The sequence below is a fragment of the Pseudomonas sp. NBRC 111138 genome (assembly GCF_001320835.1).
Lineage (GTDB): Bacteria > Pseudomonadota > Gammaproteobacteria > Pseudomonadales > Pseudomonadaceae > Aquipseudomonas > Aquipseudomonas paracarnis.
This window is the reverse complement of record NZ_BCBO01000069.1, coordinates 14,602-41,203: the sequence shown is the minus strand read 5'-3', so window position 1 is coordinate 41,203 and position 26,602 is coordinate 14,602. Positions and strand designations below refer to the sequence as shown.

The window sequence follows — 26,602 nt, the reverse complement described above, 5'->3', positions numbered from 1 at the left end:
GATTGCCTGGATGGTTCATGCTTCGTCGGCAGGCAGCACTTTGCAGTGCTGCCTGTTGGCGTTTATCTTCTTCAATCTGCATCCAGGCCGGTTTGATGCCGTATGAATAAAGAGAACATTTGCCTGGGAGGAGCGGCTTATTAAACCGCTTTTCGCCAAAGGCCCCTCATTGGGTGTGCGCTTATTGGTGCTGACCGTGCTTTCGGTCGCGCTGATGGTGGTCGATGCCCGCTTTGCACTGCTCAAGCCGGTGCGCAGCCAGATGTCGCTGGTGTTGATGCAGACCTACTGGATCACCGACCTGCCGCAACGTCTCTTCCAGGGCGTGTCCAGCCAATTTGGCAGCCGCACCGAACTGGTCGCCGAGAACGAAAAACTCAAGACTGAAAACCTGCTGTTGCAGGGGCGCATGCAAAAGCTGGCGGCCCTCACCGAGCAGAACGTTCGGCTGCGCGAGTTGCTCAATTCTTCCGCGCTGGTCAACGAAAAGGTCGAAGTGGCCGAGCTGATCGGCATGGACCCCAACCCCTTTACCCACCGCATCATCATCAACAAGGGTGAGCGCGACGGTGTGGTGCTTGGCCAGCCGGTGCTCGATGCCCGTGGCCTGATGGGCCAGGTGGTGGAGTTGATGCCCTACACCTCGCGGGTGCTGTTGCTGACGGACACGACCCATAGCATTCCGGTACAGGTCAACCGTAACGGTTTGCGCGCGATTGCCAGCGGCACCGGTAACCCGGAACGCCTGGAACTGCGCCATGTGGCCGACACCGCTGACATCAAGGAGGGCGACCTGTTGGTCAGCTCTGGCCTGGGCCAGCGCTTCCCGGCGGGTTATCCGGTGGCGACGGTCAAAGAGGTGATCCACGATTCCGGCCAGCCGTTCGCTATCGTTCGGGCGGTACCGACTGCCGCGCTGAACCGCAGCCGTTACCTGCTGCTGGTGTTCAGCGACAACCGCACCCCGGAAGAGCGCGCTAACGACGCTGCCCAGGCCCAGGAAGCGGAGGACCAGCAGAATGGCACCGCGCCTATCGTGCCGGCCACGGTGCCAAAACCTGCTTTTGTTGGCCCACCTGCACCCGCGCCAGCCACGTCACCTGCACCGGCAGCTGCAGCACCTGTGGCAACGCCGGCCAAACCTGCCGCGCATAACGCGCGCCCGGCTAAACCGACCGCCGCTCCGGCCACCACACCGCAGAGGGGGGACTAATGGCGGGTACTCATTCACGCAATGGCTGGATCGTCTGGCTGACCTTCGCCATCGGCTTGCTGCTCAGCGTCTCGCCGCTGCCGCAGTTCATGGAAATCCTGCGCCCGCTCTGGCTGGCCTTGTTGCTGGCGTTCTGGTCATTGAACCTGCCGCACAAGGTGGGCATGGTCACGGCCATGTGCCTGGGTTTGGCCGAAGATGTGTTGTATGGCACCTTGCTGGGCCAGAACGCGTTGATCCTGACCCTGATTACCTTTCTGGTGCTGTCGCTGCAGCAGCGCTTGCGCATGTTCCCGATGTGGCAGCAGTGCCTGGTGATCCTGGTGATCTTCGGCCTGGCGCAGTTGGTGCAACTATGGCTCAGCGCGTTGACCGGCAACCGCCAGCCGACCCTGGCCTTGGTTCTGCCGGCGCTGGTCAGCGCCTTGTTATGGCCCTGGATCAGTTTTGGCCTGCGTGGGCTGCGTCGTCGCTATAAAATCAATTGAATGGATTGCGAGGCTCTGCCTGGTTATCGAACCCCACAGGGAGAGTCTGCAATGAATTCGCTTTATCTGGCCTCGGGCTCCCCGCGGCGACGTGAACTGCTGGCCCAGATCGGTGTGCCCTTCACCCTGGTCAGCGCCGCTATTGATGAAACTCCCCTGAACGACGAACCTGCCGTTGCCTATGTCGAGCGCCTTGCGCGGGGCAAGGCGACGGCAGGTTTTGTCGCGCTTGGCCACACCTCGGGCACCTGCGTACTGGGGGCCGACACGGCGGTGATTGTCGATGGGCGGATCCTGGGCAAGCCGGTGGACCAGGCTGATGCACTGGCCATGCTGATGGCCCTTTCCGGCCGCGAGCATGAAGTGCTCACCGCCATCGCCCTGACCGACGGCCAGCAATGTGAAACCCGATGTGTCAGCAGCCGTGTACGTTTCCGCGAGGTTTCTGTGCGGGAGGCTACCACCTACTGGCACAGTGGCGAACCGCAGGACAAGGCCGGCGGCTATGCTATCCAAGGGCTGGGCTCGGTGTTTGTGGCCGGGCTGAATGGCAGTTATTCCGCCGTGGTGGGCCTGCCAGTCTGCGAAACCGCGCAACTGCTCGCCCAATTCGGCATACCCTGTTGGCAAAACCTTACCGTGTGCTGAACGCCGTATTCCAGCGCCAAGCCTTAAGCGAACGGTCACTATTGTGAAAACGCCTGAACGAGACCCAGCCATGAGTGAAGAGATTCTGATCAATATCACGCCGATGGAATCGCGCGTGGCGGTGGTAGAGAACGGTGTTCTGCAAGAAGTGCATGTCGAGCGCACCCAGAAGCGCGGGATCGTCGGCAATATCTACAAAGGCAAGGTGGTGCGCGTATTGCCGGGCATGCAGGCGGCCTTCGTCGACATCGGCCTGGACCGTGCAGCGTTTATCCATGCCTCGGAAATTTCCTTGCGCGAGGGCCCTGCGGTGGAAAGCATCAGCGCTCTGGTGCACGAGGGCCAGAGCCTGGTGGTGCAAGTCACCAAGGACCCCATCGGTTCCAAGGGCGCCCGCTTGACCACCCAGCTGTCGATTCCCTCGCGCTATCTGGTGTACATGCCGCGCACCGCCCATGTGGGCATTTCCTTGAAGATCGAAGATGAAGCCGAGCGCGAGCGCCTGAAGAAGGTGGTCAGCGACTGCGTCGCCGCCGAGGGCATCAAGGAAGCGGGCGGGTTTATCCTGCGCACCGCCGCAGAAGGCGCAGGCGCTGACGAGATCCTCATGGATATTCGCTACCTGCGGCGCTTGTGGGACCAAATCGACGCGCAGATCAAGACCATTGGCGCGCCCAGCGTCATTTATGAAGACCTTGGCCTGGCGTTGCGCACGTTGCGCGATCTGGTCAGCCCGAAGATCGAGAAAATTCGCATCGATTCGCGGGAAACCTTCCAGCGCACCACGCAATTTGTTGCTGAGTTGATGCCAGAAATCGCCGATCGCCTGGAACACTACCCCGGCGAGCGGCCGATATTCGACCTGTATGGCGTCGAAGACGAAATCCAGAAAGCCCTGGAGCGCAAGGTGCCACTCAAGTCCGGCGGCTACCTGGTGGTGGACCCGGCAGAAGCCATGACCACCATCGACGTCAACACCGGTGCCTTCGTGGGCCATCGCAACCTTGAAGAGACGATCTTCAAGACCAACCTCGAAGCGGCCACGGCCATCGCTCGTCAACTGCGCCTGCGTAACTTGGGCGGCATCATCATCATCGACTTCATCGACATGGAAGATGAAGAGCACCAGCGCCAGGTGCTGCGTACGCTTGAAAAACAACTGGAGCGCGATCACGCCAAGACCAACATCATCGGCATCACCGAGTTGGGCCTGGTGCAGATGACCCGCAAGCGCACGCGTGAAAGCCTGGAACAGGTACTGTGCGAGCCGTGCAGCAGTTGCCAAGGGCGCGGCAAACTGAAGACCCCGGAAACGGTTTGCTACGAGATTTTCCGCGAGATCCTGCGGGAGGCACGCGCCTATCAGGCGGAAGGTTATAGAGTGCTTGCCAATCAGAAGGTGGTGGATCGCCTGCTAGACGAAGAGTCCGGTAACGTCGCCGAACTGGAAAGTTTTATCGGTCGCACCATTCGCTTCCAGGTCGAAACCATGTATTCCCAGGAACAATACGACGTGGTGTTGCTCTGATCCCCAACTGTGCACTTTCTTCGAGACCGGCAGACCTTGATCTGCGGTCCGCTAACTGTTTTTTGAGGGTCGCCTGACATGGAGCGTCTGATACGCTTTTTTGCCGCTTTGACCCGTTGGAGTCTGGGCCTGTGTGCGTTGTTGCTGGTATTGGCGGCGGTGTACGTGAGCCTGGGGCGCGAACTCACCCCGCTGGTGGCCGAATACCGCGCCGAAGTCGAGGCCAAGGCCCAGGCTGCGCTGGATACACCGCTGCATATCGGTAGCCTGGAAGGCCGCTGGAGCGGGTTTGCCCCGGTATTGCTGGCTCACGACGTCATGGTCGGCGAGGGCAGCAGTGCCTTGCGCCTGGACCAGGTGCAAGTGGTGCCGGATATGTGGGCCAGCCTGTTGGCCCGCGAAGTGCGTATCGCCCATCTGCAAGTCAGTGGCTTGCAACTGAGTGTCAAGGAAGACCAGGACGGCCGCTGGACCCTGCAAGGCTTGCCGGTGCAGGACGACCAGCCGTTGGACCCGCAACAACTGCTGACGCGCATGCAAATGGTCAAGCGCGTGTCGGTGCTGGACAGCCAGGTGACCCTGCAACCCTTCGACCAGGCACCAGTGACCGTGACCTATGTGGGCCTGAGCCTGCATACCGGCATGAGCCAGCAGCGTCTGGACGCTCGCCTGACATTGCCCGATGGCCAACCGTTGGCGGTCAGCCTGCGTAGCCGCATTCGTGCCAGCCAGTGGCAAGACGCTGAGGTCGATGCCTACCTGAGCCTGCCGCAAAGCGACTGGGCCAAGTGGATTCCCGCCAAACTGACCCAGCAATGGAAGCTGACGCAATTGAAGGCTGGCGGCGAGTTTTGGCTCAGTTGGGCCAAAGGCACGGTGCAAAGCGCGGCGGTACGCCTCAATTCGCCCCAAGTGAAGGGCAGTTACGCCGACCGTAAGCCGGTGCACCTTGAAAACCTGGCCCTGACCGCCTACCTGCAGCGCAGTGACGCTGGCCTCAAGGTGCTGTTTGATTCCCTGGCGATGAACATTGGCGAAACCCGCTGGGAGTCGCGCCTGCAATTGCAGCAAAGCCTGGCGACCGACAAGGAACAGGAAGTGTGGAAATTGCAGGCCGACCGCCTCGACCTGACCCCCATTACCCCGTTGCTCAACGCCTTGGCGCCGCTACCGGACGGTTTCGCCAAGGCCGTCGAACACCTCAAAGCCACTGGCCTGTTACGCAATGTGCTGGTGGACTTCCGACCGCAAGACACCACCGATCGCAAACTCAGTTTTGCCGCCAACCTGGAGCGTGTCGGCTTCGATGCCTACTTTGGCGCGCCGGCCGCACGCAATGTGTCCGGCAGCATCAGTGGCGACCTGGGCCAAGGTGAGTTGCGCATGGACAGCAAGGACTTTTCCTTGCATCTGTATCCGATCTTCGCCAAGCCGTGGCAGTACATCCAGGCCAATGCGCGCCTGACCTGGAAGTTGGACAAGCAAGGCTTCACCCTGATCGCCCCGTATATCAAGGTCCTGGGGGAGGAAGGCAAGGTGGCGGCGGACTTCCTGATTCGTCTGCATTTCGACCACAGCCAGGAAGACTACATGGACCTGCGGGTCGGCATGGTCGATGGCGATGGCCGTTTCACCCCCAAGTACCTACCGGCCGTGTTGAGCCCGGCGCTGGATGAATGGCTGCGCACGGCGATCCTCAAGGGCGCGGTGGACGAAGGCTTCTTCCAGTACCAGGGCTCGCTCAGCCACAATGCGCTGCCCGCATCGCGCAATATCAGCCTGTTCTTCAAGGTGCATGATGCCGAACTCGCCTTCCAGCCGGGCTGGCCTCATGTGAACAAGGTCAATGGCGAAGTGTTTGTCGAGGAGAGCGGCGTACGCATTCTGGCGAGCAAGGGCCAGTTGCTCGACACCCAGGTCAAGGATGTCTACGTCAATATCCCCCACGCCCCAGCGGGCGGGGACAGTCATCTGCTGCTCACGGGCGGGTTCTCCGGCGGTTTGGGCGACGGCCTGAAGATCCTTCAAGAAGCCCCTATCGGCACGGCGTCTACGTTCGCCGGCTGGAAAGGCGAGGGCGACCTGCAAGGTAGCCTGGACCTGGACGTACCGCTGGCCAAAGGCACTGAGCCCAAGATCGTGGTGGACTTCAAGACCGACAAGGCGCGCCTGCAATTGGCCGAGCCGCCGCTGGACCTGACCCAGCTCAAGGGTGATTTTCGCTTCGACAGCGCCAAGGGCCTGAGCGGGCAGAAGATCTCGGCCCAGGCGTTCGACCGCCCCATCACGGCGCAGATCTTTGCCGAAGGCAAACCGGGCAATATCAGCACGCGGGTGACTGCCAATGGCCAGGTCACCGTCAAGCGCCTTACGGACTGGTTGAAAATCAGCCAGCCGTTGCCGGTCTCCGGCGATATTCCGTACCAGTTGCAAGTGATCCTGGACGGCGCGGACAGCCAGTTGATGGTCAACTCCAACCTCAAGGGTGTCGCGGTGGACCTGCCGGCACCGTTCGGCATGCCCGCCAGCCAGGGGCGTGACAGCACCTTTCGCATGACCTTGCAGGGTGCTGAGCGCCGTTACTGGTTTGATTACGGCGAGTTGGCGAATTTCACTTTTGCCGCGCCGCCGGACAAGTTCAATGATGGCCGCGGCGAACTGTTCCTCGGCGACGGCGATGCCGTGTTGCCCGGTGCCAAGGGCCTGCGCATTCGTGGCGTGCTGTCGGAACTGGATATCGATCCCTGGAAGAAACTTGTGGATCGCTACGCGGGCAATGATCCAGGTGGCAATGCCAAGCAACTGCTCAGCGGTGCGGACTTCAAGGTGGGCAAACTGACCGGGTTTGGTACCCAGTTTGACCAGGTCAGCTTGCAGCTCGATCGCAAACCAGCGGCCTGGGGCCTGCAACTCGATAGCCAGCAAGCCAAGGGCGCGGTGAACCTGCCGGACGCCAAAGGCGCGCCGATTGCGGTCAACCTCAAGTATGTGAAATTGCCTGCGCCAGACCCGACCGCGCAGGCGGACGAAAACGCGCCGGACCCGCTGGCCGATATCGACCCAAAAAGCATTCCGGCGCTGGATATTGCCGTCGACCAGCTGTTCCAGGGCTCGGACCTGATCGGGGCCTGGTCGCTGAGGATCCGCCCCACCGCCAAAGGGCTGGCCTTCAATAACCTCGACCTTGGCCTCAAGGGCATGCTGCTCAAGGGCGCCGGGGGTTGGGAAGGTGCGCCAGGCGCCAGCAGCAGTTGGTACAAGGGCCGCCTTGATGGCCGCAACATTGCCGACGTGCTCAAGGGCTGGGGTTTTGCGCCTACGGTGACCAGCGAAGACTTTCATCTGGACGTGGATGGCCGCTGGCCGGGGTCGCCGGCCTGGGTCGGGCCCAAGCGGTTTTCCGGCAGCCTGGATGCCGCGTTCCGTAAAGGTCAGTTCGTCGAAGTGGAGGGCGGGGCCCAGGCATTGCGAGTGTTTGGCCTGCTTAACTTCAACTCCATTGGGCGGCGTTTGCGTTTGGACTTTTCCGACTTGTTCGGCAAGGGCTTGAGCTACGACAGGGTCAAAGGCTTGTTGGCCGCCAGTAATGGCGTGTTCGTGACCCGCGAGCCCATCACCATGACCGGGCCTTCCACCAACCTGGAGCTTAACGGCACCCTGGATCTGGTTGCTGATCGCGTCGACGCCAAATTGCTGGTCACCTTGCCTGTGACCAACAACCTGCCGATTGCGGCGCTGATTGTCGGTGCGCCGGCCATTGGTGGTGCGCTGTTTTTGATCGACAAGCTGATCGGTGACCGGGTTTCGCGCTTCGCCAGTGTGCAATACAAGGTGCAAGGCCCCTGGAAGGATCCAAAAATCACCTTCGACAAGCCATTTGAAAAGCCAAACTGAGAGCCTGTGGAGTAGCATGGCCCCATGCCCTGTATGGAGTGTCGGCCCATGTCCTTTGCGGTAATTCAAATGGTCAGCCAGAGTGACGTGCTGGCCAACCTCGCCCAGGCGCGTCGCCTGCTGGAGCAGGCGGCGGCCGATGGCGCGAAACTCGCGGTGCTGCCAGAGAATTTCGCCGCCATGGGCCGCCGCGACTTGGCCGACATTGGCCGCGCCGAGGCGTTGGGCCAAGGGCCTGTGCTGCCCTGGTTGAAACAGGCCGCCCGCGACCTCACCTTATGGATAGTGGCCGGCACATTGCCGCTGCCGCCCAAGGACCAGCCCCACGCCAAACCCAATGCTTGCTCGCTGCTGATCAATGATCAGGGTGAAATCGTCGCTCGCTACGACAAACTCCATCTGTTTGATGTGGACGTGGCGGATGCTCGCGGTCGTTATCGCGAATCTGACGACTATGCTTTCGGTAACCATGTGGTGGTGGCGGATACGCCGGTGGGCCGTGTGGGGTTGACGGTGTGTTACGACCTGCGTTTCCCCGAGCTGTACAGCGAGTTACGTGCGGCGGGGGCTGAACTGATTACCGCGCCCTCGGCCTTCACGGCGGTGACCGGGGCTGCACACTGGGATGTGCTGATTCGCGCACGTGCCATCGAAACCCAGTGCTACCTGCTGGCAGCCGCCCAAGGCGGTGTGCACCCAGGCCCACGGGAAACGTTTGGCCATGCGGCGATTGTCGACCCTTGGGGCCGAGTGCTGGCGCAACAGGATCAAGGCGAAGCGGTGTTACTGGCCGAACGCGATAGCAGTGAACAGGCGTCGATACGGGCGCGCATGCCGGTGGCCAATCACCGGCGCTTTTTCTCGCAGGGCGCGCAGCGGCCTGCTTCAGAACGATGAATTTAAGGCCAAACCTATGAGCGAGTTGTTGTCCTCAGTCAGTGATCACCTCCTGGCACCCGGTGGCGTGACCATCGAAAGCCTGCAAACCGTGCTCGGCGATCTGGCCGGGCCGGGTATCGATGCGGCTGACCTGTATTTCCAGGGGCAGATTTCCGAGTCCTGGGCGTTGGAAGATGGGATCGTCAAGGAAGGCAGTTTCAACCTTGACCAGGGTGTAGGCGTTCGCGCGCAATCGGGTGAGAAGACCGGCTTTGCCTACAGCAATGCGATCACCCTGGAGGCCCTGGGCCTGGCGGCGCGTGCCGCCCGTTCGATCTCCCGTGCCGGGCAGAATGGCACGGTGCAGGCGTTCAGTACCCAGGACGTGGCGCAGTTGTATGCGCCGGATAACCCCTTGGAAGTGATCAGTCGTGCGGAAAAGGTAGAGCTGCTCAAGCGTATCGACGCTGCTACCCGTGCCTTGGACCCGCGTATCCAGCAAGTGACCGTGAGCATGGCTGGCGTGTGGGAGCGCATCCTCGTGGCGTCCACCGACGGTGGGCTGGCGGCGGATGTACGGCCGCTGGTGCGTTTCAATGTGAGTGTGATCGTCGAACAGAACGGGCGCCGCGAGCGCGGCGGACATGGCGGCGGTGGGCGCACCGACTACCGTTATTTCCTTGCTGACGACCGTGCCATGGGCTATGCCCGTGAGGCGCTGCGCCAGGCATTGGTCAACCTGGAAGCGATTCCCGCGCCGGCCGGCACCTTGCCGGTGGTGCTGGGTTCGGGTTGGTCTGGCGTGTTGCTCCACGAAGCCGTGGGCCATGGCCTGGAGGGCGATTTCAACCGCAAGGGCAGTTCCGCCTACAGCGGGCGCATGGGCGAAATGGTTGCGTCCAAGCTGTGCACCATTGTCGATGACGGCACCCTGGCCGGCCGCCGTGGTTCGCTGAGCGTCGATGACGAAGGCACGCCGACCGAATGCACCACCCTGATCGAGAACGGCGTGCTCAAGGGCTACATGCAAGACAAGCTCAACGCCCGCCTGATGGGCGTGGCGCGCACCGGTAACGGTCGTCGTGAGTCCTATGCGCATCTACCGATGCCGCGCATGACCAACACCTACATGCTCGGTGGTCAAAGCGATCCGGCAGAAATCATTGCCTCGGTAAAACGCGGTATCTACTGCGCCAACCTCGGCGGCGGCCAGGTGGATATCACCAGCGGCAAGTTCGTGTTCTCCACCAGCGAGGCGTACCTGATCGAAGACGGCAAGATTACCGCGCCGGTCAAAGGGGCGACGCTGATTGGTAACGGGCCGGAAGCCATGAGCAAGGTGTCGATGGTCGGTAACGACCTGTCGCTGGACAGCGGCGTGGGCACGTGCGGCAAGGATGGGCAGTCGGTGCCGGTAGGTGTCGGCCAGCCAACTTTGAAAATTGATGCGATTACCGTGGGTGGCACGGGATCGTAGGAGCCGGAGCTTCGGGTGGCGAAGACCGCCACCCGGGGAAGAGGATCAGCGCAGACCGCGTTGAGTCTCGTCCAGCTCACGGATGTACTTGAAGATTTTACGGCTGGTGGCCGGCGCCTTGTTATGCGCCAGCTCGTGCTGGGCCTGACGGATCAGGGAGCGCAATTGCTGGCGGTCCGCGTCCGGATAGTCCAGTACGAATTTCTCCAGCACCGCGTCATCGCCCGAGATCAGGCGGTCACGCCAACGTTCCAGGTTGTGGAAGCGTTCGTTGTACTGGCGAGTGGAGGCATCGGTTTGATCGAGCAAAGTCAGAATGGCGTCAATGTCTTGGTCGCGCATCAGTTTGCCGATAAACGAGATGTGCCGTTTACGCGCGATATTCGCGGTGTGCTTGGGCGCATCGGCCAGGGCCCGACGCATTTCGTCGGTCAGTGGCAGTTTGGCAACCAAATCCTTTTTGAGCGTTGTAAGGCGCTCGCCAAGGTCAACCAGAGCATGCAGCTCACGTTTGACCTGGGTTTTGCTTTTCTCCCCATCGAGGGAGTCGTCGTAAGAATCAACCATGGTGGCAGTCCGCAAAGAAACGCCGCCATGATAACCAGTCGGGGGCCGCTTGTCCGGCCCGGTCGCTCGATGGCCATTACCGAAAGCAGAATTTGAGTGGAGAAAACCATGAGTGCAGCCCAAAGCGTCGGTCCACAAGCGTTACCGGCACTGCAGGAACAAGTCGAGCAGATCCTTGCCGAAGCCAAGCGCCAGGGGGCCAGCGCCTGTGAAGTGGCGGTGTCGCTGGAGCAAGGGTTGTCGACTTCGGTGCGCCAGCGTGAAGTGGAAACGGTTGAATTCAATCGCGACCAAGGGTTTGGCATCACCTTGTATGCGGGCCAGCGCAAAGGTTCGGCCAGCACCTCGGCCAGTGGGCCGGAGGCGATTCGCGAGACCGTCGCCGCAGCACTGGCGATTGCCAAGCACACCTCCGAGGATGAAAGCTCGGGCCTGGCCGACAAGGCGCTGATGGCCAAGGATGTGCAGGATTTCGACCTGTTCCATGCCTGGGATATCACCCCTGAGCAAGCCATCGAGCTGGCGCTGACCTGCGAAGCGGTAGCGTTCGATGCCGATGCCCGCATCAAGAATGCGGACGGCACCACCTTGAGCACCCATCAGGGTTGCCGCGTCTACGGCAACAGCCATGGCTTTATCGGTGGTTATGCCTCCACGCGTCACAGCCTCAGTTGCGTGATGATTGCCGAAGCCAATGGGCAGATGCAGCGTGATTACTGGTACGACGTAAACCGCCAAGGCGATTTACTGGCAGACCCTGCAAGCATTGGCCAGCGTGCGGCGCAACGGGCCGCGAGCCGCCTGGGCGCGCGCCCGGTGCCGACCTGCGAAGTGCCTGTGCTGTTTTCTGCAGAGCTGGCCGGTGGTTTATTCGGCAGCTTCCTGGGCGCGATTTCCGGTGGCAACCTGTATCGCAAGTCTTCGTTCCTGGAAGGCGCCATCGGCCAGAAGCTGTTCCCTGAGTGGCTGACCATTGACGAGCGCCCGCATCTGATGCGCGCGATGGGCAGTTCGTCGTTCGACGGCGATGGCCTGGCGACCTATGCCAAGCCGTTTGTCGAGAAGGGTGAGCTGGTGTCCTATGTGCTGGGCACTTATGCCGGTCGCAAGCTGGGCCTGCCAAGCACCGCTAACGCAGGCGGTGTGCATAACCTGTTCGTGACCCACGGTGATGAAGACCAGGCGGCGTTGTTGCGGCGGATGGGGCGCGGGTTGCTGGTGACTGAATTGATGGGCCATGGCCTGAACATGGTCACCGGTGACTACTCGCGGGGTGCGGCGGGCTTCTGGGTGGAGAATGGCGAGATTCAGTTCGCCGTCCAGGAAGTGACCATCGCCGGCAATATGCGCGATATGTTCAAGCAGATCGTTGCCGTGGGTAACGACCTGGAACTGCGCAGCAATATTCGCACGGGTTCGGTGCTGATCGAACGCATGACGGTCGCTGGCAGCTAATTCCTCCCGCACGTCCTGAAAGGCGCGCCATCGCGAAGATGGCGCGCCTTTTTTTATTGCCTTGTCACGGCAGGATTAATGGGCTGCTCTTGTTTTGATTCTCAATATCATTTAATAATAAATATCATTACCGAATGAGTGTGGCTCATGAGTTCTGTCCTGCATGAGGATCCCTATCTGGAAAGCTGGCGTTGGATGAGCCGCCAGATTCGCTGTGGCCTGGATCCCAATGAACCCCGCCTGATTGAGCACTACCTGAACGAAGGTCGGTATCTGGCGTGTTGCACCGCAACCCATCCGTGGACGATCGCTGAAACCTCATTTCGTTTGTTGATCGACACCGCCGCTGATGTCGCATTGCCCTGGCATTGGCGCTCCCTGTGCCTGGACCAGGCCTGGCGGCCACTGCGCGACCTGGAAAAACTCTCCCACTGTGCCTGCCGCCTCAAGCGCTGGCAGACCTTTGCCTGGCAATTGGCGAGCTGCGAATTACTGCCTTCGATTTCCGTTTCTGACTTGGTGCAAGGATCTAATGATGAGTGACACCCGTATCGAACGCGACAGCATGGGCGAACTGCATGTGCCGCAAGAAGCTTTGTATGGCGCACAAACACAGCGTGCGGTGAACAACTTTCCCATCAGTCATCAACCCATGCCGGCGCAATTCATCCGCGCCCTGATCCTGGCCAAGACAGCCGCGGCCAAGGTCAACGTCGAGCTCAAGCAAATCAGCGAAGGGCAGGGCAAGGCTATTGTCGATGCCGCCCAAGGCTTGCTGGAAGGCGACTACATGCAGCACTTCCCGGTGGATATCTTCCAGACCGGCTCCGGCACCAGTTCCAACATGAACGCCAACGAAGTGATCGCGACCCTTGCCAGCCGTTTGCTGGGCGAGGCGGTCAACCCCAACGATCATGTGAATTGCGGCCAGAGCAGCAACGACATCATCCCCACCACCATCCACGTCAGTGCCGCGTTGGTGCTGCACGAGCAAACGTTGCCGGCCCTGCTGCATCTGGTGCAAGTCATCGAGCAAAAAGCCGAGGCGGTTCACCCGTTCATCAAGACCGGCCGTACGCATTTGATGGACGCCATGCCGGTGCGCATGAGCCAGGTGCTGAACGGCTGGGCGCAGCAGCTCAAGGCCAATATCGGTCACTTGCAGGACCTGCTACCGGCGCTGCAAGCATTGGCTCAGGGCGGCACGGCGGTCGGTACCGGGGTCAACGCACACCCCGAGTTTGCCAGGCGCTTCAGCCAGCAACTGAGCCTTTTGGCCGGGGTGAAATTCACGCCCGGCAAGAACCTGTTCGCGCTGATTGGCTCCCAGGACACCGCCGTTGCAGTCTCTGGCCAGTTGAAAGCCACGGCGGTGTCGCTGATGAAGATCGCCAATGACCTGCGCTGGATGAACTCCGGGCCATTGGCCGGCCTGGGTGAAATCGAACTGGAGGCGCTGCAGCCAGGCTCTTCGATCATGCCGGGCAAGGTCAACCCGGTCATTCCGGAAGCGACCGCCATGGTGGCCGCCCAGGTCATTGGCAATGACACAGTGATCACGGTGGCCGGCCAATCGGGCAACTTCGAGCTGAATGTGATGCTCCCGATCATTGCCCAAAACCTGCTCAGCAGCCTGGAGCTGCTGGCCAATGCCAGCCGGTTGCTGGCGGACAAGGCCATTGCCAGCTTCAAGGTCAATGAGCCCAAGCTCAAGGAAGCGCTGTCGCGCAATCCGATCCTGGTCACCGCACTTAACCCGATCATCGGCTACCAGAAAGCCGCTGAAATCGCCAAGAAGGCGTATCAGCAAGGCCGCCCGGTGATCGATGTCGCCCTCGAACACACCGACCTGCCTCGCAGCCAACTGGAAGTCCTGCTGGACCCGGAAAAGCTCACCGCCGGCGGCGTGTAATCAACGACCCTGCTTTGGAGGCTCACCATGGAGCACTGGAAACGCACGATCGAACGGGCCAATCGCTGCTTTATGGCAGGCGAGTTGGTTGACGCTCGCGAGGCCTATCTGCAAGCCCTGGCCCTGGCCCAAGTGTTGTTCGAACGCTGGGCGGATGCTGACGAAGCAGTGGCGGCCTGTGTCATTTCCCATCACAACCTGGCGGACCTGCACTTGCGCCTGAACCAGCCTGAGGAAAGCGCCGAATACCTCTGCGCTATCCATCAGCGCCTCTTGCAGACCATGCAGGACCCACGCCTCAGCCCGTCACTGCGCGAGGCCGCGTTGCGCCAGAGCAGCAAGACCTACGTCGAGCTGCTGAATTTCATCAGCGATCACGGCGAATACCCGCGCACTCATCGGCTGCTGGGAAGTGCTGCGACGCCACCGTCCACGTCCCATTATGGAGCACATTGATATGACCTATACCTTGCCGGCCTTGCCTTACGCCTACGATGCCCTCGAGCCGCATATCGACGCGCAAACCATGGAAATTCACTACACCAAACACCACCAGACCTACATCAATAACCTCAATGCCGCGGTCGAGGGCACTGAGTTCGCCGGCTGGCCCGTGGAGAAGCTGGTGTCCAGCGTCGAAACATTGCCGGAGAAATTACGCGCTGCCGTGGTCAACCAAGGAGGCGGGCATGCGAACCACTCGTTGTTCTGGGCGGTCATGTCACCGACAGGGGGCGGCAAACCCGAGGGCGCGCTGGGCAAGGCTATCGACGAGCAATTGGGTGGTTTCGACAGCTTCAAGGAGGCCTTCACCAAGGCGGCGTTGACGCGTTTCGGTAGCGGCTGGGCCTGGTTGAGTGTCACGCCACAGAAAACGCTGGTGGTGGAAAGCAGCGGCAACCAGGACAGCCCGCTGATGAGCGGCAATACACCCGTGCTGGGCCTGGACGTTTGGGAGCACGCCTACTACTTGCAATATCAAAACCGACGACCTGAGTACATCAATGCATTTTACAGCGTCATCAACTGGCCGGAAGTTGCCGCGCGGTATCAGGCGGCCTTGGCCTGACACTCACTAACAAGATCTAAGGCCGACTATGGGCACTCAAACACTGGCGATCGGTAGCGTACGAATGTTTCGTTATGCGTTTGGCACGCTGCTGCTATTGGCAGGTACTGCGTTATTGGTGGCCCATGGGCTGGCCTGGTTGAACCTAGAGCCGCGCATCCTGCGCGCTTTGCAGGGTGGAGCGATCTGCGCGCTGGGCACGGCGCTGGGCGCGGTGCCGGTGTTGGTGATTCGGCGCATGCCAATGGCGCTGAGCGATACCTTGCTGGGCTTTGGTGCCGGTGTGATGTTGGCAGCAACCGCTTTTTCCCTGGTCGTGCCGGGTATCGCCGCCGCTGAAAACCTGGGGCTTTCACCTTGGGGGGCCGGTGGCTTGATCAGCTTCGGCATCATGCTCGGGGCGTTCGGCCTGTACCTCGTAGACCGCAAAGTTTCTGGCGCCAGCCCGGAAATGCTGGTGGGTACACCGGATAAACCGGTTATCCCGCCGCGTATCTGGTTATTCGTGTTTGCGATCATTGCACACAATATCCCGGAAGGCATGGCTGTAGGTGTTTCTGCGGGCGGAGGCATGGCGGATGCCGACAGCCTCGCCATGGGCATTGCCTTGCAGGATGTACCTGAAGGGCTAGTGATTGCGTTGGTATTGGCTGGGGCGGGAATGTCGCGGATCAAAGCCTTCCTGATTGGCGCTGCATCGGGCTTGGTTGAACCGGTATTTGCGGTGCTCTGCGCATGGCTGGTGAGCCTTGCCGAAGTGTTGTTGCCGCTGGGTTTGGCGTTGGCCGCCGGGGCAATGTTGCTGGTAGTGACTCATGAAGTCATCCCCGAGTCGCGCCGCAATGGCCATGAAAAGCTTGCCAGCCTTGGGCTGTGCCTCGGGTTTTGCGTGATGATGGTGATGGATACGGCGTTGGGCTGATGGTGGTTCCATGTGGGAGCGAGCTTGCTCGCGAAAAACCTGAGAACACTGCGTTAAACCAGGATGCCCGCGTTATCGTTGACGTTTCGCTAGCAAGCTCGCTCCTACATAAGGGGGTTATTCGCCTTCGTCGAAGTAGTTGTTGATCAACTCGACCAGTGCGGCCATTGCTTCGTCTTCTTGCTCGCCCTCGGTGCTCAGATGAATTTTTGTGCCTTTGCCGGCCGCCAACATCATCATCGCCATGATGCTTTTGCCATCTACCATGGACTCTGGCGTACGCCCAGCACGGATCTGGCAGGGGAACTGGCCGGCCACGCCGACGAATTTAGCCGACGCCCGTGCGTGCAGGCCCAGCTTGTTGATGATTTCAATTTCCAGAGCAGGCATCGCGCAGGTGTTCCTTTCAACTCAGGTCGCGGTGGCGAACCTGGACGTTCTTGAGGGTTTGTTGCAGCACCTGGCCCAGGCGCTCAGTCAGATAGACCGAGCGGTGGTGGCCGCCAGTGCAGCCAATGGCAATGGTGACATAGGCTCGATTGCTGGCGGCAAAGCGCGGCAACCATTTGAGCAGGTAGCTGGAGATATCCAGGAACATCTCTTCTACGTCCGGTTGTGCGGCCAGGTAGTCGATCACGGGCTGATCCAGCCCGGACTGGTCGCGTAACTCCGGTTTCCAGTAAGGGTTGGGCAGGCAGCGCACATCGAACACAAGGTCGGCATCTACCGGCATGCCCCGCTTGAAGCCAAACGACTCGACCAGAAACGCTGTGCCCGGCTCAGGCTGGTTCAGCAGGCGCAGCTTGATCGCGTCGCGCAACTGATACAGGTTCAGGTTGGTGGTGTTGATCTTCAGGTCGGCCAGGTCAATGATCGGCCCGAGCAGCTTGGTCTCGTCCTCGATGGCTTCGGCCAGGGAACGGTTGGCGCTGCTGAGGGGGTGGCGTCGACGGGTTTCGGAGAAACGCTTGAGCAGGGTCTCTTCGTCGGCATCCAGGTACAGCACATCGCAATGAATGTGCTTGGCACGCACTTCTTCCAACAGTTCCGGGAAGCGCGAGAGGTGGCTGGGCAGGTTGCGCGCATCAATCGAGACCGCAACGAGCGGCTGCGCCAATTCGGTATGGATCAGTGCACGCTCCGCCAGCTCTGGCAGCAGGCCGGCAGGCAGGTTGTCGATGCAATAGAAGCCGTTGTCCTCAAGCACATTGAGGGCGGTGCTCTTACCGGAGCCGGAGCGACCGCTGACGATGATCAAACGCATGATTACTGCCCGTTTTGTTCATCCAGGACAACTTGGTACAACGCTTCATTGCTGGAAGCGCTGCGCAGTTTGTCGCGTACATCCTTGCGGTCTAGCATGCTGGCGATCTGCCGTAGCAGTTCCAGGTGCGCATCGGTGGCGGCTTCCGGGACCAGCAGCACAAACAGCAGGTCGACCGGGGCGCCGTCGATGGCGTCGAAATCAATCGGAGCGTCTAGGTGCATCAGCGCGCTCACGGGTTTATCACAACCTTTGAGGCGGCAGTGGGGGATCGCGATGCCGTTGCCAAAACCGGTGGAGCCGAGTTTTTCACGGGCAATCAGAGCTTCGAAGACATCTTGCATCTCCAGATCCGGAATTTCCCGGGCGATCAGGTTGGCAATTTGTTCGAGGGCGCGCTTTTTACTGCCGCCCGGCACGTTCACGAGGGAACGGCCGGGGGTCAGGATGTTTTCAAGTCGGATCATGGGGGGAGAGTTAACGACCTGTACCTTGCATCAGGTGCAGATTCTTTTCCTTATGCTTTATGAGTTGGCGGTCGAGCTTGTCGTAGAGGGAGTCAATGGCCGCGTACATATCTTCATGTTCCGCATTGGCGACGAGCTTGGCATTCGGTACGTGCAGGGTGGCCTCGATTTTCTGCTTGAGCTTATCGACCTCCATGATGACCTGCACGTTGGTGATCTTGTCAAAATGCCCCGCAAGCTTGTTCAGTTTGCTCTCGGTGTATTCACGCAGGGGCTTGGTGACTTCCAGCTGGTGTCCACTGATGTTGACTTGCATACAGCTTCTCCTTCGTTGCCAGTGCATAAAGCGGTGGGCAGGAATACCCACCACTGGAACGCTGTGGCCCGCCCGTCACATCAACCGCTTACGCTCGCTGGAAGGCGCGATCCCTAGGGACTCGCGGTACTTGGCGACGGTTCGACGGGCGACCTGAATGCCTTGTGCCTCCAGTAAACCAGCGATCTTGCTGTCACTCAACGGCTTTTTCTGATTTTCAGCGGCAACCAGTTTTTTGATGATCGCACGGATCGCCGTGGACGAGCATTCACCGCCTTCAGAGGTGCTGACGTGGCTGGAGAAAAAGTATTTCAGCTCATAAATACCCCGTGGGGTATGCATGAATTTCTGCGTGGTAACCCGGGAAATCGTCGATTCATGCATGCCGACGGCTTCGGCGATGTCGTGCAGCACGAGAGGCTTCATGGCCTCGTCGCCGTACTCCAGGAAACCGCGCTGGTGTTCGACGATCTGGGTTGCGACTTTCATCAGGGTTTCGTTGCGGCTTTGCAGGCTCTTGATGAACCACCGCGCTTCCTGCAACTGGTTGCGCATGAAGGTGTTATCGGCGCTGGTGTCGGCGCGGCGCACAAAACCTGCGTATTGCGGGTTGACCCGCAGGCGCGGTACCGACTCCTGGTTCAGCTCCACCAGCCAGCGTTCGTTGTCCTTGCGCACAATGACGTCGGGCACCACATATTCGGCTTCGCTGGACTCGATCTGCGAGCCCGGACGCGGGTTGAGGCTTTGCACCAGTTCGATGACCTGGCGCAAGTCATCTTCCTTGAGCTTCATACGGCGCATCAGTTGGCTGTAGTCGCGACTGCCCAGCAGGTCGATGTAGTCACTGACCAAGCGTTGCGCTTCCGTGAGCCATGGCGTCTTGGCCGGTAATTGGCGCAGTTGCAGTAACAGGCACTCGCTGAGTGTGCGTGCGCCGATGCCTGCGGGCTCGAATTGCTGGATGCGGTGCAGGACGGCTTCGATTTCGTCCAGTTCGATATCCAGTTCCGGGTCGAAGGCCTCGAGGATCTCGTCGAGGGTTTCGTCCAGGTAACCCTGATTATTGATGCAATCGATCAGGGTGACCGCGATCAGGCGATCGGTATCGGACATCGGCGCCAGGTTCAGTTGCCACAGCAAGTGGCTCTGAAGGCTCTCGCCCGCCGACGTGCGGGTAGTGAAATCCCACTCGTCATCATCGCTGCTTGGCAGGCTGCTGGCGCTGGTCTGGTAGACGTCTTCCCAGGCGGTGTCCACGGGAAGCTCGTTGGGAATGCGTTCGTTCCAGTCGCCTTCCTCCAGGTTGTCCACCGTCGGGGCGGTTTCCTGATAGGAGGGTTCCTGCACGTCGGAATTGGGTTTTTGCTCGATGTTATCGGCCAGAGGATCTGCGTTATCGAAGTCGTCGCCTTCTTCCTGGCGTTCGAGCATCGGATTGGACTCCAGGGCCTCCTGGATCTCCTGTTGCAGGTCCAGGGTCGACAATTGGAGCAGGCGGATGGCCTGTTGCAGCTGCGGTGTCATCGTCAGCTGCTGGCCCATTCTCAGGACTAGCGATGGTTTCATGGCAGGGGCTTAACACCTTATTCGCCGGCGCAATGCGCCATCCACGACAGGGCGCGTGAGCGCCAAACATAAGCAAATTATATGCCTGATCTCGGGGCCTTTGCCTAGAGCGCGGTAACAATAAAAAAACCGAGGTTTCCATTGACTCCCGCACGCTCCAGGTAAGAGCGCGATACCCCTGTGTTTACAGGCGGAACTCGTGACCCAGGTACACTTCCTTCACCAGCTCGTTGGCCAGGATGGTTTCGGCATCGCCTTCGGCAATCAGCTGACCATCGTTGACGATATACGCGGTTTCGCAGATATCGAGGGTTTCGCGCACGTTGTGATCGGTGATCAGCACGCCAATGCCCTTGGCCTTGAGGTGATGGATGATCTGCTTGATGTCGCCCACCGAAATCGGGTCGACGCCGGCAAAGGGTTCATCCAGCAGGATGAATTTCGGCGCGGTCGCCAGGGCGCGGGCGATTTCCACGCGACGACGTTCACCACCGGACAAGCTCATGCCGAGGTTGTCGCGAATATGGTTGATGTGGAATTCCTGCAGCAGGCTTTCCAGCTCCTGGCGGCGGCCATCGCGATCGAGTTCCTTGCGGGTCTCGAGGATCGCCATGATGTTGTCGGCTACCGACAGTTTACGGAAGATCGACGCCTCCTGCGGAAGATAGCCGATACCTGCCCGTGCACGACCGTGCATGGGTTGGTGGCTGACGTCCAGGTCGTCGATCAATACGCGACCCTGGTCCGCCTGGACCAGCCCGACGATCATATAGAAGCAGGTGGTTTTGCCGGCACCGTTAGGACCGAGCAGGCCGACGATCTGGCCGCTGTCGATCGACAGGCTGACGTCGCGTACCACCTGGCGGCTTTTATAGGCCTTGGCCAGATGCTGGGCTTTCAGGGTTGCCATTACTCGGCCTTCTTCTTCGGCTGGATAACCATGTCGATGCGTGGGCGTGGTGCGGTGACCTTGTTGCCGTTGGCGCGACCGGCGTTAGCGATCTGCTTCACGGTGTCATAGGTGATTTTTTCACCTTCCGTGGAGTTGCCGTCCGGGCTCAGCACCTTGGCCTGATCAATCAGTACGATGCGGTTCTGCTGGGCGTGATACTGGATAGTCTTGCCGTAGCCTTTCATGGGGCCTGTATCGGTAGCGGACTGCTTCTGCTCGAAATAAGCCAGGTTGCCGACCGAAGTCACCACATCGATATCGCCGGTCTTGGTACGAGTCAGGGTCACCGTGTTGCCGGTAATCTTCATCGAGCCTTGGGTGATGATCACGCCGCCGGTGTAGGTGGCGACACCTTGCTTGTCATCGAGCTGCGCATCGTCAGCCGAGATGTGGATCGGTTGCTGGCTATCGTTCGGCAGAGCCCAGGCGCTCACGCTTCCCAGTGCTGCGCCCAGACCGAGCAAAATAGGGAGAGTTTTAACGAGCCTCATACTGTCCTCTTACGTTCGATAGCAGGTGTATCCTGCTTTCTTTCAAATACGCTTTCATTCCCTTGCCAGTCGATACACCGCCAGCGCCGTCGATTCTAACGTCTTGCTCGGTCTGCGCATATTGCTTCTGTGGGAATACGGTCATGCGACTGCTGGTAATGATGGTGTCGCGGTTCTGCGCGTCTGTACGTGCGACGCGAACCGAGTCGATCAGTTCAACTTCGGTGCCGTCAGGGTTGACTTCGCCACGCTTGCTGGTCACGTGCCAGGGAAATTCGGTGCCGCGATACAGGTTCAGGTCCGGATTCGTCAGCAGGCTGACTTCGGAAGCCTTCAAGTGCTCGACCTTGTCCGATGTCATCTCATACTGCACCTTGCCGTCGGGCAGATACTGAATGCTGTAGGCATTGGTGGCGTAATAGTCGATAAGGCCTTCGTCAACCTGTGCAACAGGCTTGTCGAGAAAGCGCTCCGGGCTGATATTCCAGTAGCCCACCGCCAGGAGCAGCGCGGCGATGACCCCGAATAACAGGAAGTTGCGAATCTTTTTACTCAGCATATAACGCTCTATAGGTAGGCGGCGTGGGCCGCTTCAAGACTGCCTTGGGCACGCAGGATCAACTCGCAGAACTCGCGGGCGGCACCCTCGCCGCCACGGGCGGTGGTGATGCCATGGGCGTGTTCGCGGACAAACGCCGCGGCATTTGCGACGGCCATGCCCAGGCCCACCCGGCGAATCACCGGCAGGTCTGGCAGGTCGTCGCCCAGATAGGCGACTTGTTCATAGCTTAGGTTGAGTTGGCCAAGAAGCTCGTCCAGCACCACCAGTTTATCCTCGCGGCCCTGATACAGGTGAGGAATACCGAGGTTTTGTGCACGGCGTTCCACAACCGGTGTTTTTCGACCGCTGATAATTGCGGTTTGCACGCCCGCTGCCATCAGCATCTTGATGCCTTGGCCGTCGAGGGTGTTGAAGGTCTTGAATTCGCTGCCGTCTTCGAGGAAGTACAGGCGGCCATCGGTCAGCACGCCGTCAACGTCGAAAATCGCCAGCTTGATGTCTTTACCGCGTTGCAACAGGTCGCTGTTCATTTACATCACTCCTGCGCGCAGCAAGTCGCCAAGGTTAAGGGCCCCGATCGGCCGGTCATCGTCGTCGACCACGATAAGAGCACCTATGCGGTGATCTTCCATGATTTTCAACGCTTCGGCCGCGAGCATTTCGGCGCGCGCGGTCTTACCGTGAGGGGTCATCACTGCGTCGATGGTCGCGGTATGGATATCAATGGTGCGGTCCAGGGTGCGACGCAGGTCACCGTCGGTGAATATCCCTGCCAGTCGGCCATCGGTTTCGACGATGGCAGTCATGCCCAAGCCCTTGCGGGTCATTTCCATCAGCGCATCCCTGAGCAGGGTGCCGCGTGGAACGCTCGGCAGCTCGGCGCCGCGATGCATGACATTTTCCACTTTCAGCAGCAGGCGACGGCCCAGTGCGCCACCCGGATGGGAAAATGCGAAGTCCTCGGCCGTAAACCCGCGGGCCTCCAGCAGTGCCACCGCGAGGGCATCGCCCATTACCAGCGCGGCGGTAGTGGAGGAGGTGGGCGCCAGGTTCAGCGGGCAGGCCTCATGGGCTACGTGCACGTTCAGGTTGACGTCGGCGGCCTTGGCCAGCGTTGACTCAGGGTTGCCAGTGAGGCTGATCATCTGGATGCCCAGGCGCTTGATCAGCGGCAGCAGGGTCACGATTTCGTTGGTAGTACCGGAGTTGGACAGGGCGAGGATCACGTCGTCCTTGGTGATCATACCCATGTCGCCGTGGCTGGCTTCGGCCGGGTGCACGAAAAACGCGGTGGTCCCGGTGCTCGCCAGGGTCGCTGCGATCTTGTTGCCAATGTGGCCGGACTTGCCCATGCCGACCACCACAACGCGGCCCTTGCTGGCCAGAATCATCTCGCAGGCGCGCACGAAATCCGCGTCGATATGCGCCAGCAAGCCCTCTACGGCTTCAAGCTCAAGGCGTATGGTGCGTTGTGCGGATTGAATAAGGTCGCTGGATTGGCTCATGTCTGAAATCGTATAGCCTGACGAAAAGTCGGCGATTATAGCGGTAATGATCAATTCCCTCACGCAAGTTCGTCAGGCTTTGTGCGCGGAATAACTGAAAACCACCGTCGGTAACATAGCAAGCAACGTTTTTTCCCTGTCTCAAATCTGAACCAGCGCTGTTCCGGCCTTGGGGGCTCTGTACCAGCAGTGATATAGTTCGCCGCCAGTTCGGTCCGCCCAACCCATGTGCTCAACTATTGCGCATCTGTTGAAAACCAAAGTCGCACACATGGTGTCTGAGTGAAAGGCTGCATCCCAAGGAGATTAGATGAGTGCCGATAACGCCTACGCGGTCGAGCTGAAGGGTCTTACCTTCAAGCGCGGTACGCGCAGCATCTTCAATAACGTCGATATTCGCATTCCTCGCGGCAAGGTCACGGGCATCATGGGGCCTTCCGGTTGCGGCAAGACCACCCTGTTGCGCCTGATGGGCATGCAATTGCGCCCCAGTGCCGGGGAAGTGTGGGTCAACGGCCAGAACCTGCCAACGCTGTCGCGTAGCGATCTGTTCGATGCGCGCAAGCATATGGGCGTGCTATTTCAGAGCGGCGCGCTGTTCACCGACCTCGATGTGTTCGAAAACGTAGCCTTTCCGCTGCGGGTGCACACCCAGCTGTCCGATGAAATGATTCGTGACATCGTGTTGTTGAAACTGCAGGCCGTAGGGCTTCGCGGCGCCATCGACCTGATGCCGGACGAGTTGTCTGGCGGCATGAAGCGCCGTGTTGCCTTGGCGCGGGCGATTGCCCTCGACCCACAGATCCTCATGTATGACGAGCCATTCGTAGGTCAGGATCCGATCGCCATGGGCGTGTTGGTGCGCCTGATCCGCCTGCTCAACGATGCATTGGGGATCACCAGTATCGTGGTTTCCCACGACCTGGCCGAAACCGCGAGCATCGCCGACTACCTATATGTAGTGGGTGATGGTCAGGTGCTGGGGCAGGGTACGCCTGAAGAGTTGATGAACGCCGATAACCCGCGCATTCGCCAATTCATGACCGGCAACCCCGATGGCCCGGTGCCTTTTCACTTTCCGGCAGCGGACTACCGCTCAGATCTTCTGGGGAAGCGCTGATGCGCAAGACATCTCTTATCGAGAAGGTTCGCCTTTTCGGTCGCTCGGGCATCGACATCGTCGAAGTGCTGGGGCGTTCGACCATTTTCCTGTTTCACGCCTTGCTGGGGCGAGGCGGTATCGGCGGCGGCTTTGGCCTGCTGGTCAAGCAGCTGCACTCGGTGGGGGTGATGTCCCTGGTGATCATCGTGGTCTCCGGCGTATTCATCGGCATGGTGCTGGCGCTGCAGGGTTTCAATATCCTGTCCAGCTACGGCTCGGAGCAGGCGGTAGGGCAGATGGTGGCCCTGACCCTGTTGCGTGAGCTTGGCCCGGTGGTTACCGCCTTGTTGTTCGCAGGGCGTGCAGGATCGGCGCTGACCGCTGAAATCGGCAATATGAAATCCACTGAGCAGCTGTCCAGCCTGGAAATGATCGGCGTGGACCCGCTCAAGTACATTGTTGCCCCGCGCCTGTGGGCCGGCTTCATTTCCCTGCCACTGCTGGCAATGATCTTCAGCGTGGTGGGTATCTGGGGTGGTTCGTGGGTGGCGGTTGACTGGCTGGGGGTCTACGACGGCTCCTACTGGGCCAACATGCAAAACAGCGTGACCTTCACCGGTGACGTGCTCAACGGCATCATAAAGAGCATTGTCTTTGCCTTTGTGGTGACCTGGATTGCCGTATTCCAAGGCTATGACTGTGAGCCCACTTCAGAGGGGATCAGCCGTGCCACTACCAAGACCGTCGTATACGCTTCGTTGGCGGTACTGGGCCTTGACTTCATTTTGACCGCCTTGATGTTTGGAGATTTCTGATGCAAAACCGCACTGTGGAAATCGGTGTCGGCCTTTTCTTGCTGGCTGGCATCCTGGCTTTACTGTTGTTGGCCCTGCGAGTCAGCGGCCTGTCGGCCAGCCCTACCGCCGATACCTATAAACTTTACGCGTACTTCGACAATATCGCCGGTTTGACGGTCAGATCCAAAGTGACCATGGCCGGTGTCACCATCGGCAAGGTCACGGCAATCGATCTGGATCGCGACAGCTTTACCGGTCGGGTGACGATGCAACTGGACAAGAAGGTAGATAATCTGCCAACTGACTCCACGGCATCTATCCTCACTGCGGGTTTGCTGGGCGAGAAGTACATCGGGGTCAGCGTGGGGGGGGAAACAGCCCTGCTCAAGGATGGTTCGACCATCCACGACACACAGTCGTCGCTGGTGCTTGAAGACCTGATCGGGAAATTTTTGCTCAATACGGTCAATAAAGACGCTAAATGAGGAATCTGTTCATGATCTCTACCTTGCGACGTGGCCTGCTGGTACTGCTTGCAGCATTGCCGATGATGGCCAACGCGGCAGGTTCTGCCCACGATTTGGTGCAGGACACCACCAGCAAAATGCTGGCTGACCTCAAGGCTAATAAAGAACAGTACAAGCAAGACCCTTCCAGGTTCTATAACGCGCTCAACACGATCGTTGGCCCTGTGGTCGATGCTGAAGGCATCTCCAAAAGCATCATGACGGTCAAATATTCGCGCAAAGCTACGCCTGCGCAAATGCAGACGTTCCAGGAAAACTTCAAGAAGGGGCTGTTCCAGTTCTACGGTAACGCTCTGCTGGAATACAACAACCAGGGCATTATCGTTGATGCGCCCAAGGACGAGTCGGGCGACCGTGCCGAAGTCGGAATGAAAGTCTCCGGCAGCAATGGCGCCGTGTACCCTGTGTCCTACACCCTGACGAAGATCAACGGTGAGTGGAAACTGCGTAACGTGATCATCAACGGTATCAACATCGGCAAGCTGTTCCGTGATCAGTTCGCCGACGCGATGCAGCGCAATGGCAACGATCTGGACAAGACCATCAACGGTTGGGCCGGTGAAGTGGCCAAGGCCAAGGAAGAAACAGACAAAGCTGCCGGGAAGCCTGCGCAATGACCGAGTCGGCTGTTCGTATCGGCGACGCCGGCGAGCTGTTCCTCAGCGGCGTGCTGGATTACCGCACCGGGCCTGACCTGCGCAAGCAGGGCCAGGCGCTGATCAAGGCCAGCAAGGCGCCAGAGCTGGTGCTTGATTGCTCGGCGGTGACCAAGTCCAGCAGCGTCGGCCTGTCGTTGTTGCTGTGCTTCATGCGTGATGCCGAGGCGGCGAAAAAACCGGTCAGCATCCGTGCGTTACCAGAAGACATGCGCGAAATTGCCGAAGTTTCCGGTTTGACCGAGCTGCTGGCGCATCCCTGATACACATTATTAAAGAAGCCCCCCGTCAGAGTCCTGCTATGCGGGGTTCGCAGGCGCGGGGCTTTTTTGTATGATGTGC

At 59.8% G+C, this 26,602-nt stretch carries 29 protein-coding genes; 18 read left to right on the top strand and 11 right to left on the bottom strand.

The genetic code is table 11. From position 1 onward, the window contains the following. The first annotated feature begins 139 nt into the window (after positions 1-139). The 7 genes from mreC to tldD all read left to right on the top strand — a co-directional run bounded on the left by mreC (position 140) and on the right by tldD (position 10,127). On the top strand, positions 140-1,213 hold the full coding sequence (gene mreC / locus APH41_RS12795) for a rod shape-determining protein MreC (protein ID WP_072447076.1): 1,074 nt from the start codon (positions 140-142) through the stop codon (positions 1,211-1,213). After that, complete coding sequence (mreD, locus tag APH41_RS12790) at positions 1,213-1,701, top strand: rod shape-determining protein MreD (RefSeq protein ID WP_003188558.1); 489 nt, start codon at positions 1,213-1,215, stop codon at positions 1,699-1,701. The genes mreC and mreD overlap by 1 nt, the downstream gene beginning before the upstream one ends. A 51-nt stretch (positions 1,702-1,752) precedes the next feature. Continuing rightward, a complete protein-coding gene (locus APH41_RS12785) occupies positions 1,753-2,349 on the top strand; it encodes a nucleoside triphosphate pyrophosphatase (RefSeq protein WP_054897022.1) in 597 nt (198 codons plus the stop codon). Positions 2,350-2,419: 70 nt separating this feature from the next. Continuing rightward, positions 2,420-3,877: a ribonuclease G gene (gene rng / locus APH41_RS12780; protein WP_003188562.1), complete on the top strand. Its 1,458-nt coding sequence runs from the start codon at positions 2,420-2,422 to the stop codon at positions 3,875-3,877. Between the two features lie 78 nt (positions 3,878-3,955). Continuing rightward, on the top strand, positions 3,956-7,771 hold the full coding sequence (locus APH41_RS12775; protein ID WP_054919328.1) for a YhdP family protein: 3,816 nt from the start codon (positions 3,956-3,958) through the stop codon (positions 7,769-7,771). A 48-nt stretch (positions 7,772-7,819) separates the two neighbouring features. Beyond that, positions 7,820-8,668 (top strand): carbon-nitrogen hydrolase family protein, encoded by an 849-nt coding sequence (locus APH41_RS12770; protein WP_054897020.1) that lies wholly within the window; start codon positions 7,820-7,822, stop codon positions 8,666-8,668. Between the two features lie 16 nt (positions 8,669-8,684). Then, entirely contained in the window at positions 8,685-10,127 is a 1,443-nt protein-coding gene (gene tldD, locus APH41_RS12765) for a metalloprotease TldD (protein WP_003188566.1), read from the top strand. Positions 10,128-10,172: 45 nt separating this feature from the next. Here the strand turns inward: tldD and yjgA are convergent, their stop codons facing one another. Continuing rightward, complete coding sequence (gene yjgA, locus APH41_RS12760; protein WP_003188568.1) at positions 10,173-10,694, bottom strand: ribosome biogenesis factor YjgA; 522 nt, start codon at positions 10,692-10,694, stop codon at positions 10,173-10,175. Between the two features lie 108 nt (positions 10,695-10,802). Between yjgA and pmbA the strand changes: the two genes are divergently transcribed. From pmbA to APH41_RS12730, 6 genes are all read left to right on the top strand, one after another. Then, positions 10,803-12,149, top strand: coding sequence for a metalloprotease PmbA (gene pmbA / locus APH41_RS12755; protein ID WP_054919326.1), 1,347 nt, complete (start codon positions 10,803-10,805; stop codon positions 12,147-12,149). Between the two features lie 147 nt (positions 12,150-12,296). Next, positions 12,297-12,692 carry a hypothetical protein gene (locus APH41_RS12750; RefSeq protein ID WP_003188570.1) on the top strand — a complete coding sequence of 132 codons (396 nt, stop codon included), beginning with the start codon at positions 12,297-12,299 and terminating at the stop codon, positions 12,690-12,692. After that, complete coding sequence (locus APH41_RS12745; RefSeq protein ID WP_054919324.1) at positions 12,685-14,061, top strand: lyase family protein; 1,377 nt, start codon at positions 12,685-12,687, stop codon at positions 14,059-14,061. The genes APH41_RS12750 and APH41_RS12745 overlap by 8 nt, the downstream gene beginning before the upstream one ends. A 27-nt stretch (positions 14,062-14,088) precedes the next feature. Further along, positions 14,089-14,517, top strand: a complete 429-nt coding sequence (locus tag APH41_RS12740) for a hypothetical protein (RefSeq protein WP_034126307.1) — start codon at positions 14,089-14,091, stop codon at positions 14,515-14,517. A 1-nt stretch (position 14,518) separates the two neighbouring features. Next, complete coding sequence (locus APH41_RS12735) at positions 14,519-15,130, top strand: superoxide dismutase (protein WP_034126308.1); 612 nt, start codon at positions 14,519-14,521, stop codon at positions 15,128-15,130. A 28-nt stretch (positions 15,131-15,158) separates the two neighbouring features. Beyond that, positions 15,159-16,052: a ZIP family metal transporter gene (locus APH41_RS12730; protein WP_054919322.1), complete on the top strand. Its 894-nt coding sequence runs from the start codon at positions 15,159-15,161 to the stop codon at positions 16,050-16,052. Between the two features lie 117 nt (positions 16,053-16,169). On the opposite strand, the gene APH41_RS12725 is transcribed toward APH41_RS12730, so the two are convergent. From APH41_RS12725 to APH41_RS12680, 10 genes are all read right to left on the bottom strand, one after another. Next, positions 16,170-16,442, bottom strand: a complete 273-nt coding sequence (locus APH41_RS12725; protein ID WP_003188577.1) for an HPr family phosphocarrier protein — start codon at positions 16,440-16,442, stop codon at positions 16,170-16,172. 16 nt (positions 16,443-16,458) lie between these two features. Then, entirely contained in the window at positions 16,459-17,316 is an 858-nt protein-coding gene (gene rapZ, locus APH41_RS12720) for an RNase adapter RapZ (RefSeq protein ID WP_034126310.1), read from the bottom strand. A 2-nt stretch (positions 17,317-17,318) separates the two neighbouring features. Continuing rightward, on the bottom strand, positions 17,319-17,783 hold the full coding sequence (ptsN, locus tag APH41_RS12715) for a PTS IIA-like nitrogen regulatory protein PtsN (RefSeq protein ID WP_034126311.1): 465 nt from the start codon (positions 17,781-17,783) through the stop codon (positions 17,319-17,321). A 10-nt stretch (positions 17,784-17,793) separates the two neighbouring features. Next, positions 17,794-18,099, bottom strand: coding sequence for a ribosome hibernation-promoting factor, HPF/YfiA family (hpf, locus tag APH41_RS12710; RefSeq protein ID WP_003171804.1), 306 nt, complete (start codon positions 18,097-18,099; stop codon positions 17,794-17,796). Between the two features lie 75 nt (positions 18,100-18,174). Beyond that, on the bottom strand, positions 18,175-19,668 hold the full coding sequence (locus APH41_RS12705; RefSeq protein WP_034126312.1) for an RNA polymerase factor sigma-54: 1,494 nt from the start codon (positions 19,666-19,668) through the stop codon (positions 18,175-18,177). Between the two features lie 184 nt (positions 19,669-19,852). Further along, on the bottom strand, positions 19,853-20,578 hold the full coding sequence (gene lptB / locus APH41_RS12700; RefSeq protein ID WP_003188582.1) for an LPS export ABC transporter ATP-binding protein: 726 nt from the start codon (positions 20,576-20,578) through the stop codon (positions 19,853-19,855). Continuing rightward, complete coding sequence (gene lptA, locus APH41_RS12695; protein WP_032893554.1) at positions 20,578-21,111, bottom strand: lipopolysaccharide transport periplasmic protein LptA; 534 nt, start codon at positions 21,109-21,111, stop codon at positions 20,578-20,580. The genes lptB and lptA overlap by 1 nt, the downstream gene beginning before the upstream one ends. Then, positions 21,098-21,670, bottom strand: a complete 573-nt coding sequence (gene lptC / locus APH41_RS12690) for an LPS export ABC transporter periplasmic protein LptC (protein ID WP_014716937.1) — start codon at positions 21,668-21,670, stop codon at positions 21,098-21,100. The genes lptA and lptC overlap by 14 nt, the downstream gene beginning before the upstream one ends. Before the next feature lie 8 nt (positions 21,671-21,678). Further along, entirely contained in the window at positions 21,679-22,203 is a 525-nt protein-coding gene (locus APH41_RS12685; RefSeq protein WP_054897015.1) for an HAD family hydrolase, read from the bottom strand. Continuing rightward, positions 22,204-23,178, bottom strand: coding sequence for a KpsF/GutQ family sugar-phosphate isomerase (locus APH41_RS12680; RefSeq protein ID WP_034126314.1), 975 nt, complete (start codon positions 23,176-23,178; stop codon positions 22,204-22,206). A gap of 310 nt (positions 23,179-23,488) precedes the next feature. On the opposite strand from APH41_RS12680, the gene APH41_RS12675 reads away from it, so the two are divergent. The 5 genes from APH41_RS12675 to APH41_RS12655 are packed head-to-tail and all read left to right on the top strand — an operon-like array spanning position 23,489 to position 26,523. Further along, a complete protein-coding gene (locus tag APH41_RS12675) occupies positions 23,489-24,298 on the top strand; it encodes an ATP-binding cassette domain-containing protein (RefSeq protein WP_003188590.1) in 810 nt (269 codons plus the stop codon). Then, the gene (gene mlaE / locus APH41_RS12670; protein ID WP_003188592.1) at positions 24,298-25,095 is read left to right on the top strand and encodes a lipid asymmetry maintenance ABC transporter permease subunit MlaE; all 798 of its coding nucleotides are present in this window, start codon (positions 24,298-24,300) and stop codon (positions 25,093-25,095) included. Before APH41_RS12675 ends, mlaE begins: the two co-directional genes overlap by 1 nt. Further along, positions 25,095-25,562, top strand: a complete 468-nt coding sequence (gene mlaD / locus APH41_RS12665; RefSeq protein WP_003188593.1) for an outer membrane lipid asymmetry maintenance protein MlaD — start codon at positions 25,095-25,097, stop codon at positions 25,560-25,562. Before mlaE ends, mlaD begins: the two co-directional genes overlap by 1 nt. An 11-nt stretch (positions 25,563-25,573) precedes the next feature. Beyond that, complete coding sequence (locus tag APH41_RS12660) at positions 25,574-26,221, top strand: phospholipid-binding protein MlaC (RefSeq protein WP_054919319.1); 648 nt, start codon at positions 25,574-25,576, stop codon at positions 26,219-26,221. Beyond that, a complete protein-coding gene (locus APH41_RS12655) occupies positions 26,218-26,523 on the top strand; it encodes a lipid asymmetry maintenance protein MlaB (RefSeq protein ID WP_003188596.1) in 306 nt (101 codons plus the stop codon). The genes APH41_RS12660 and APH41_RS12655 overlap by 4 nt, the downstream gene beginning before the upstream one ends. Positions 26,524-26,602: the final 79 nt, after the last annotated feature.

Bases quoted from the DNA above. Each gene is read 5' to 3' on its own strand.
- pmbA (WP_054919326.1), top strand. From the start codon at position 10,803: ATGAGTGCAGCCCAAAGCGTCGGTCCACAAGCGTTACCGGCACTGCAG.
- APH41_RS12705 (WP_034126312.1), bottom strand. From the start codon at position 19,668: ATGAAACCATCGCTAGTCCTGAGAATGGGCCAGCAGCTGACGATGACA.
- APH41_RS12750 (WP_003188570.1), top strand. From the start codon at position 12,297: ATGAGTTCTGTCCTGCATGAGGATCCCTATCTGGAAAGCTGGCGTTGG.
- APH41_RS12735 (WP_034126308.1), top strand. From the start codon at position 14,519: ATGACCTATACCTTGCCGGCCTTGCCTTACGCCTACGATGCCCTCGAG.
- APH41_RS12770 (WP_054897020.1), top strand. From the start codon at position 7,820: ATGTCCTTTGCGGTAATTCAAATGGTCAGCCAGAGTGACGTGCTGGCC.
- APH41_RS12745 (WP_054919324.1), top strand. From the start codon at position 12,685: ATGAGTGACACCCGTATCGAACGCGACAGCATGGGCGAACTGCATGTG.
- tldD (WP_003188566.1), top strand. From the start codon at position 8,685: ATGAGCGAGTTGTTGTCCTCAGTCAGTGATCACCTCCTGGCACCCGGT.
- ptsN (WP_034126311.1), bottom strand. From the start codon at position 17,783: ATGATCCGACTTGAAAACATCCTGACCCCCGGCCGTTCCCTCGTGAAC.
- lptB (WP_003188582.1), bottom strand. From the start codon at position 20,578: ATGGCAACCCTGAAAGCCCAGCATCTGGCCAAGGCCTATAAAAGCCGC.
- rng (WP_003188562.1), top strand. From the start codon at position 2,420: ATGAGTGAAGAGATTCTGATCAATATCACGCCGATGGAATCGCGCGTG.
- APH41_RS12785 (WP_054897022.1), top strand. From the start codon at position 1,753: ATGAATTCGCTTTATCTGGCCTCGGGCTCCCCGCGGCGACGTGAACTG.
- lptA (WP_032893554.1), bottom strand. From the start codon at position 21,111: ATGAGGCTCGTTAAAACTCTCCCTATTTTGCTCGGTCTGGGCGCAGCA.
- APH41_RS12655 (WP_003188596.1), top strand. From the start codon at position 26,218: ATGACCGAGTCGGCTGTTCGTATCGGCGACGCCGGCGAGCTGTTCCTC.
- mlaD (WP_003188593.1), top strand. From the start codon at position 25,095: ATGCAAAACCGCACTGTGGAAATCGGTGTCGGCCTTTTCTTGCTGGCT.
- rapZ (WP_034126310.1), bottom strand. From the start codon at position 17,316: ATGCGTTTGATCATCGTCAGCGGTCGCTCCGGCTCCGGTAAGAGCACC.
- APH41_RS12675 (WP_003188590.1), top strand. From the start codon at position 23,489: ATGAGTGCCGATAACGCCTACGCGGTCGAGCTGAAGGGTCTTACCTTC.
- lptC (WP_014716937.1), bottom strand. From the start codon at position 21,670: ATGCTGAGTAAAAAGATTCGCAACTTCCTGTTATTCGGGGTCATCGCC.
- APH41_RS12775 (WP_054919328.1), top strand. From the start codon at position 3,956: ATGGAGCGTCTGATACGCTTTTTTGCCGCTTTGACCCGTTGGAGTCTG.
- APH41_RS12685 (WP_054897015.1), bottom strand. From the start codon at position 22,203: ATGAACAGCGACCTGTTGCAACGCGGTAAAGACATCAAGCTGGCGATT.
- APH41_RS12740 (WP_034126307.1), top strand. From the start codon at position 14,089: ATGGAGCACTGGAAACGCACGATCGAACGGGCCAATCGCTGCTTTATG.
- mreD (WP_003188558.1), top strand. From the start codon at position 1,213: ATGGCGGGTACTCATTCACGCAATGGCTGGATCGTCTGGCTGACCTTC.
- hpf (WP_003171804.1), bottom strand. From the start codon at position 18,099: ATGCAAGTCAACATCAGTGGACACCAGCTGGAAGTCACCAAGCCCCTG.
- APH41_RS12680 (WP_034126314.1), bottom strand. From the start codon at position 23,178: ATGAGCCAATCCAGCGACCTTATTCAATCCGCACAACGCACCATACGC.
- mlaE (WP_003188592.1), top strand. From the start codon at position 24,298: ATGCGCAAGACATCTCTTATCGAGAAGGTTCGCCTTTTCGGTCGCTCG.
- APH41_RS12725 (WP_003188577.1), bottom strand. From the start codon at position 16,442: ATGCCTGCTCTGGAAATTGAAATCATCAACAAGCTGGGCCTGCACGCA.
- APH41_RS12730 (WP_054919322.1), top strand. From the start codon at position 15,159: ATGGGCACTCAAACACTGGCGATCGGTAGCGTACGAATGTTTCGTTAT.
- APH41_RS12660 (WP_054919319.1), top strand. From the start codon at position 25,574: ATGATCTCTACCTTGCGACGTGGCCTGCTGGTACTGCTTGCAGCATTG.
- yjgA (WP_003188568.1), bottom strand. From the start codon at position 10,694: ATGGTTGATTCTTACGACGACTCCCTCGATGGGGAGAAAAGCAAAACC.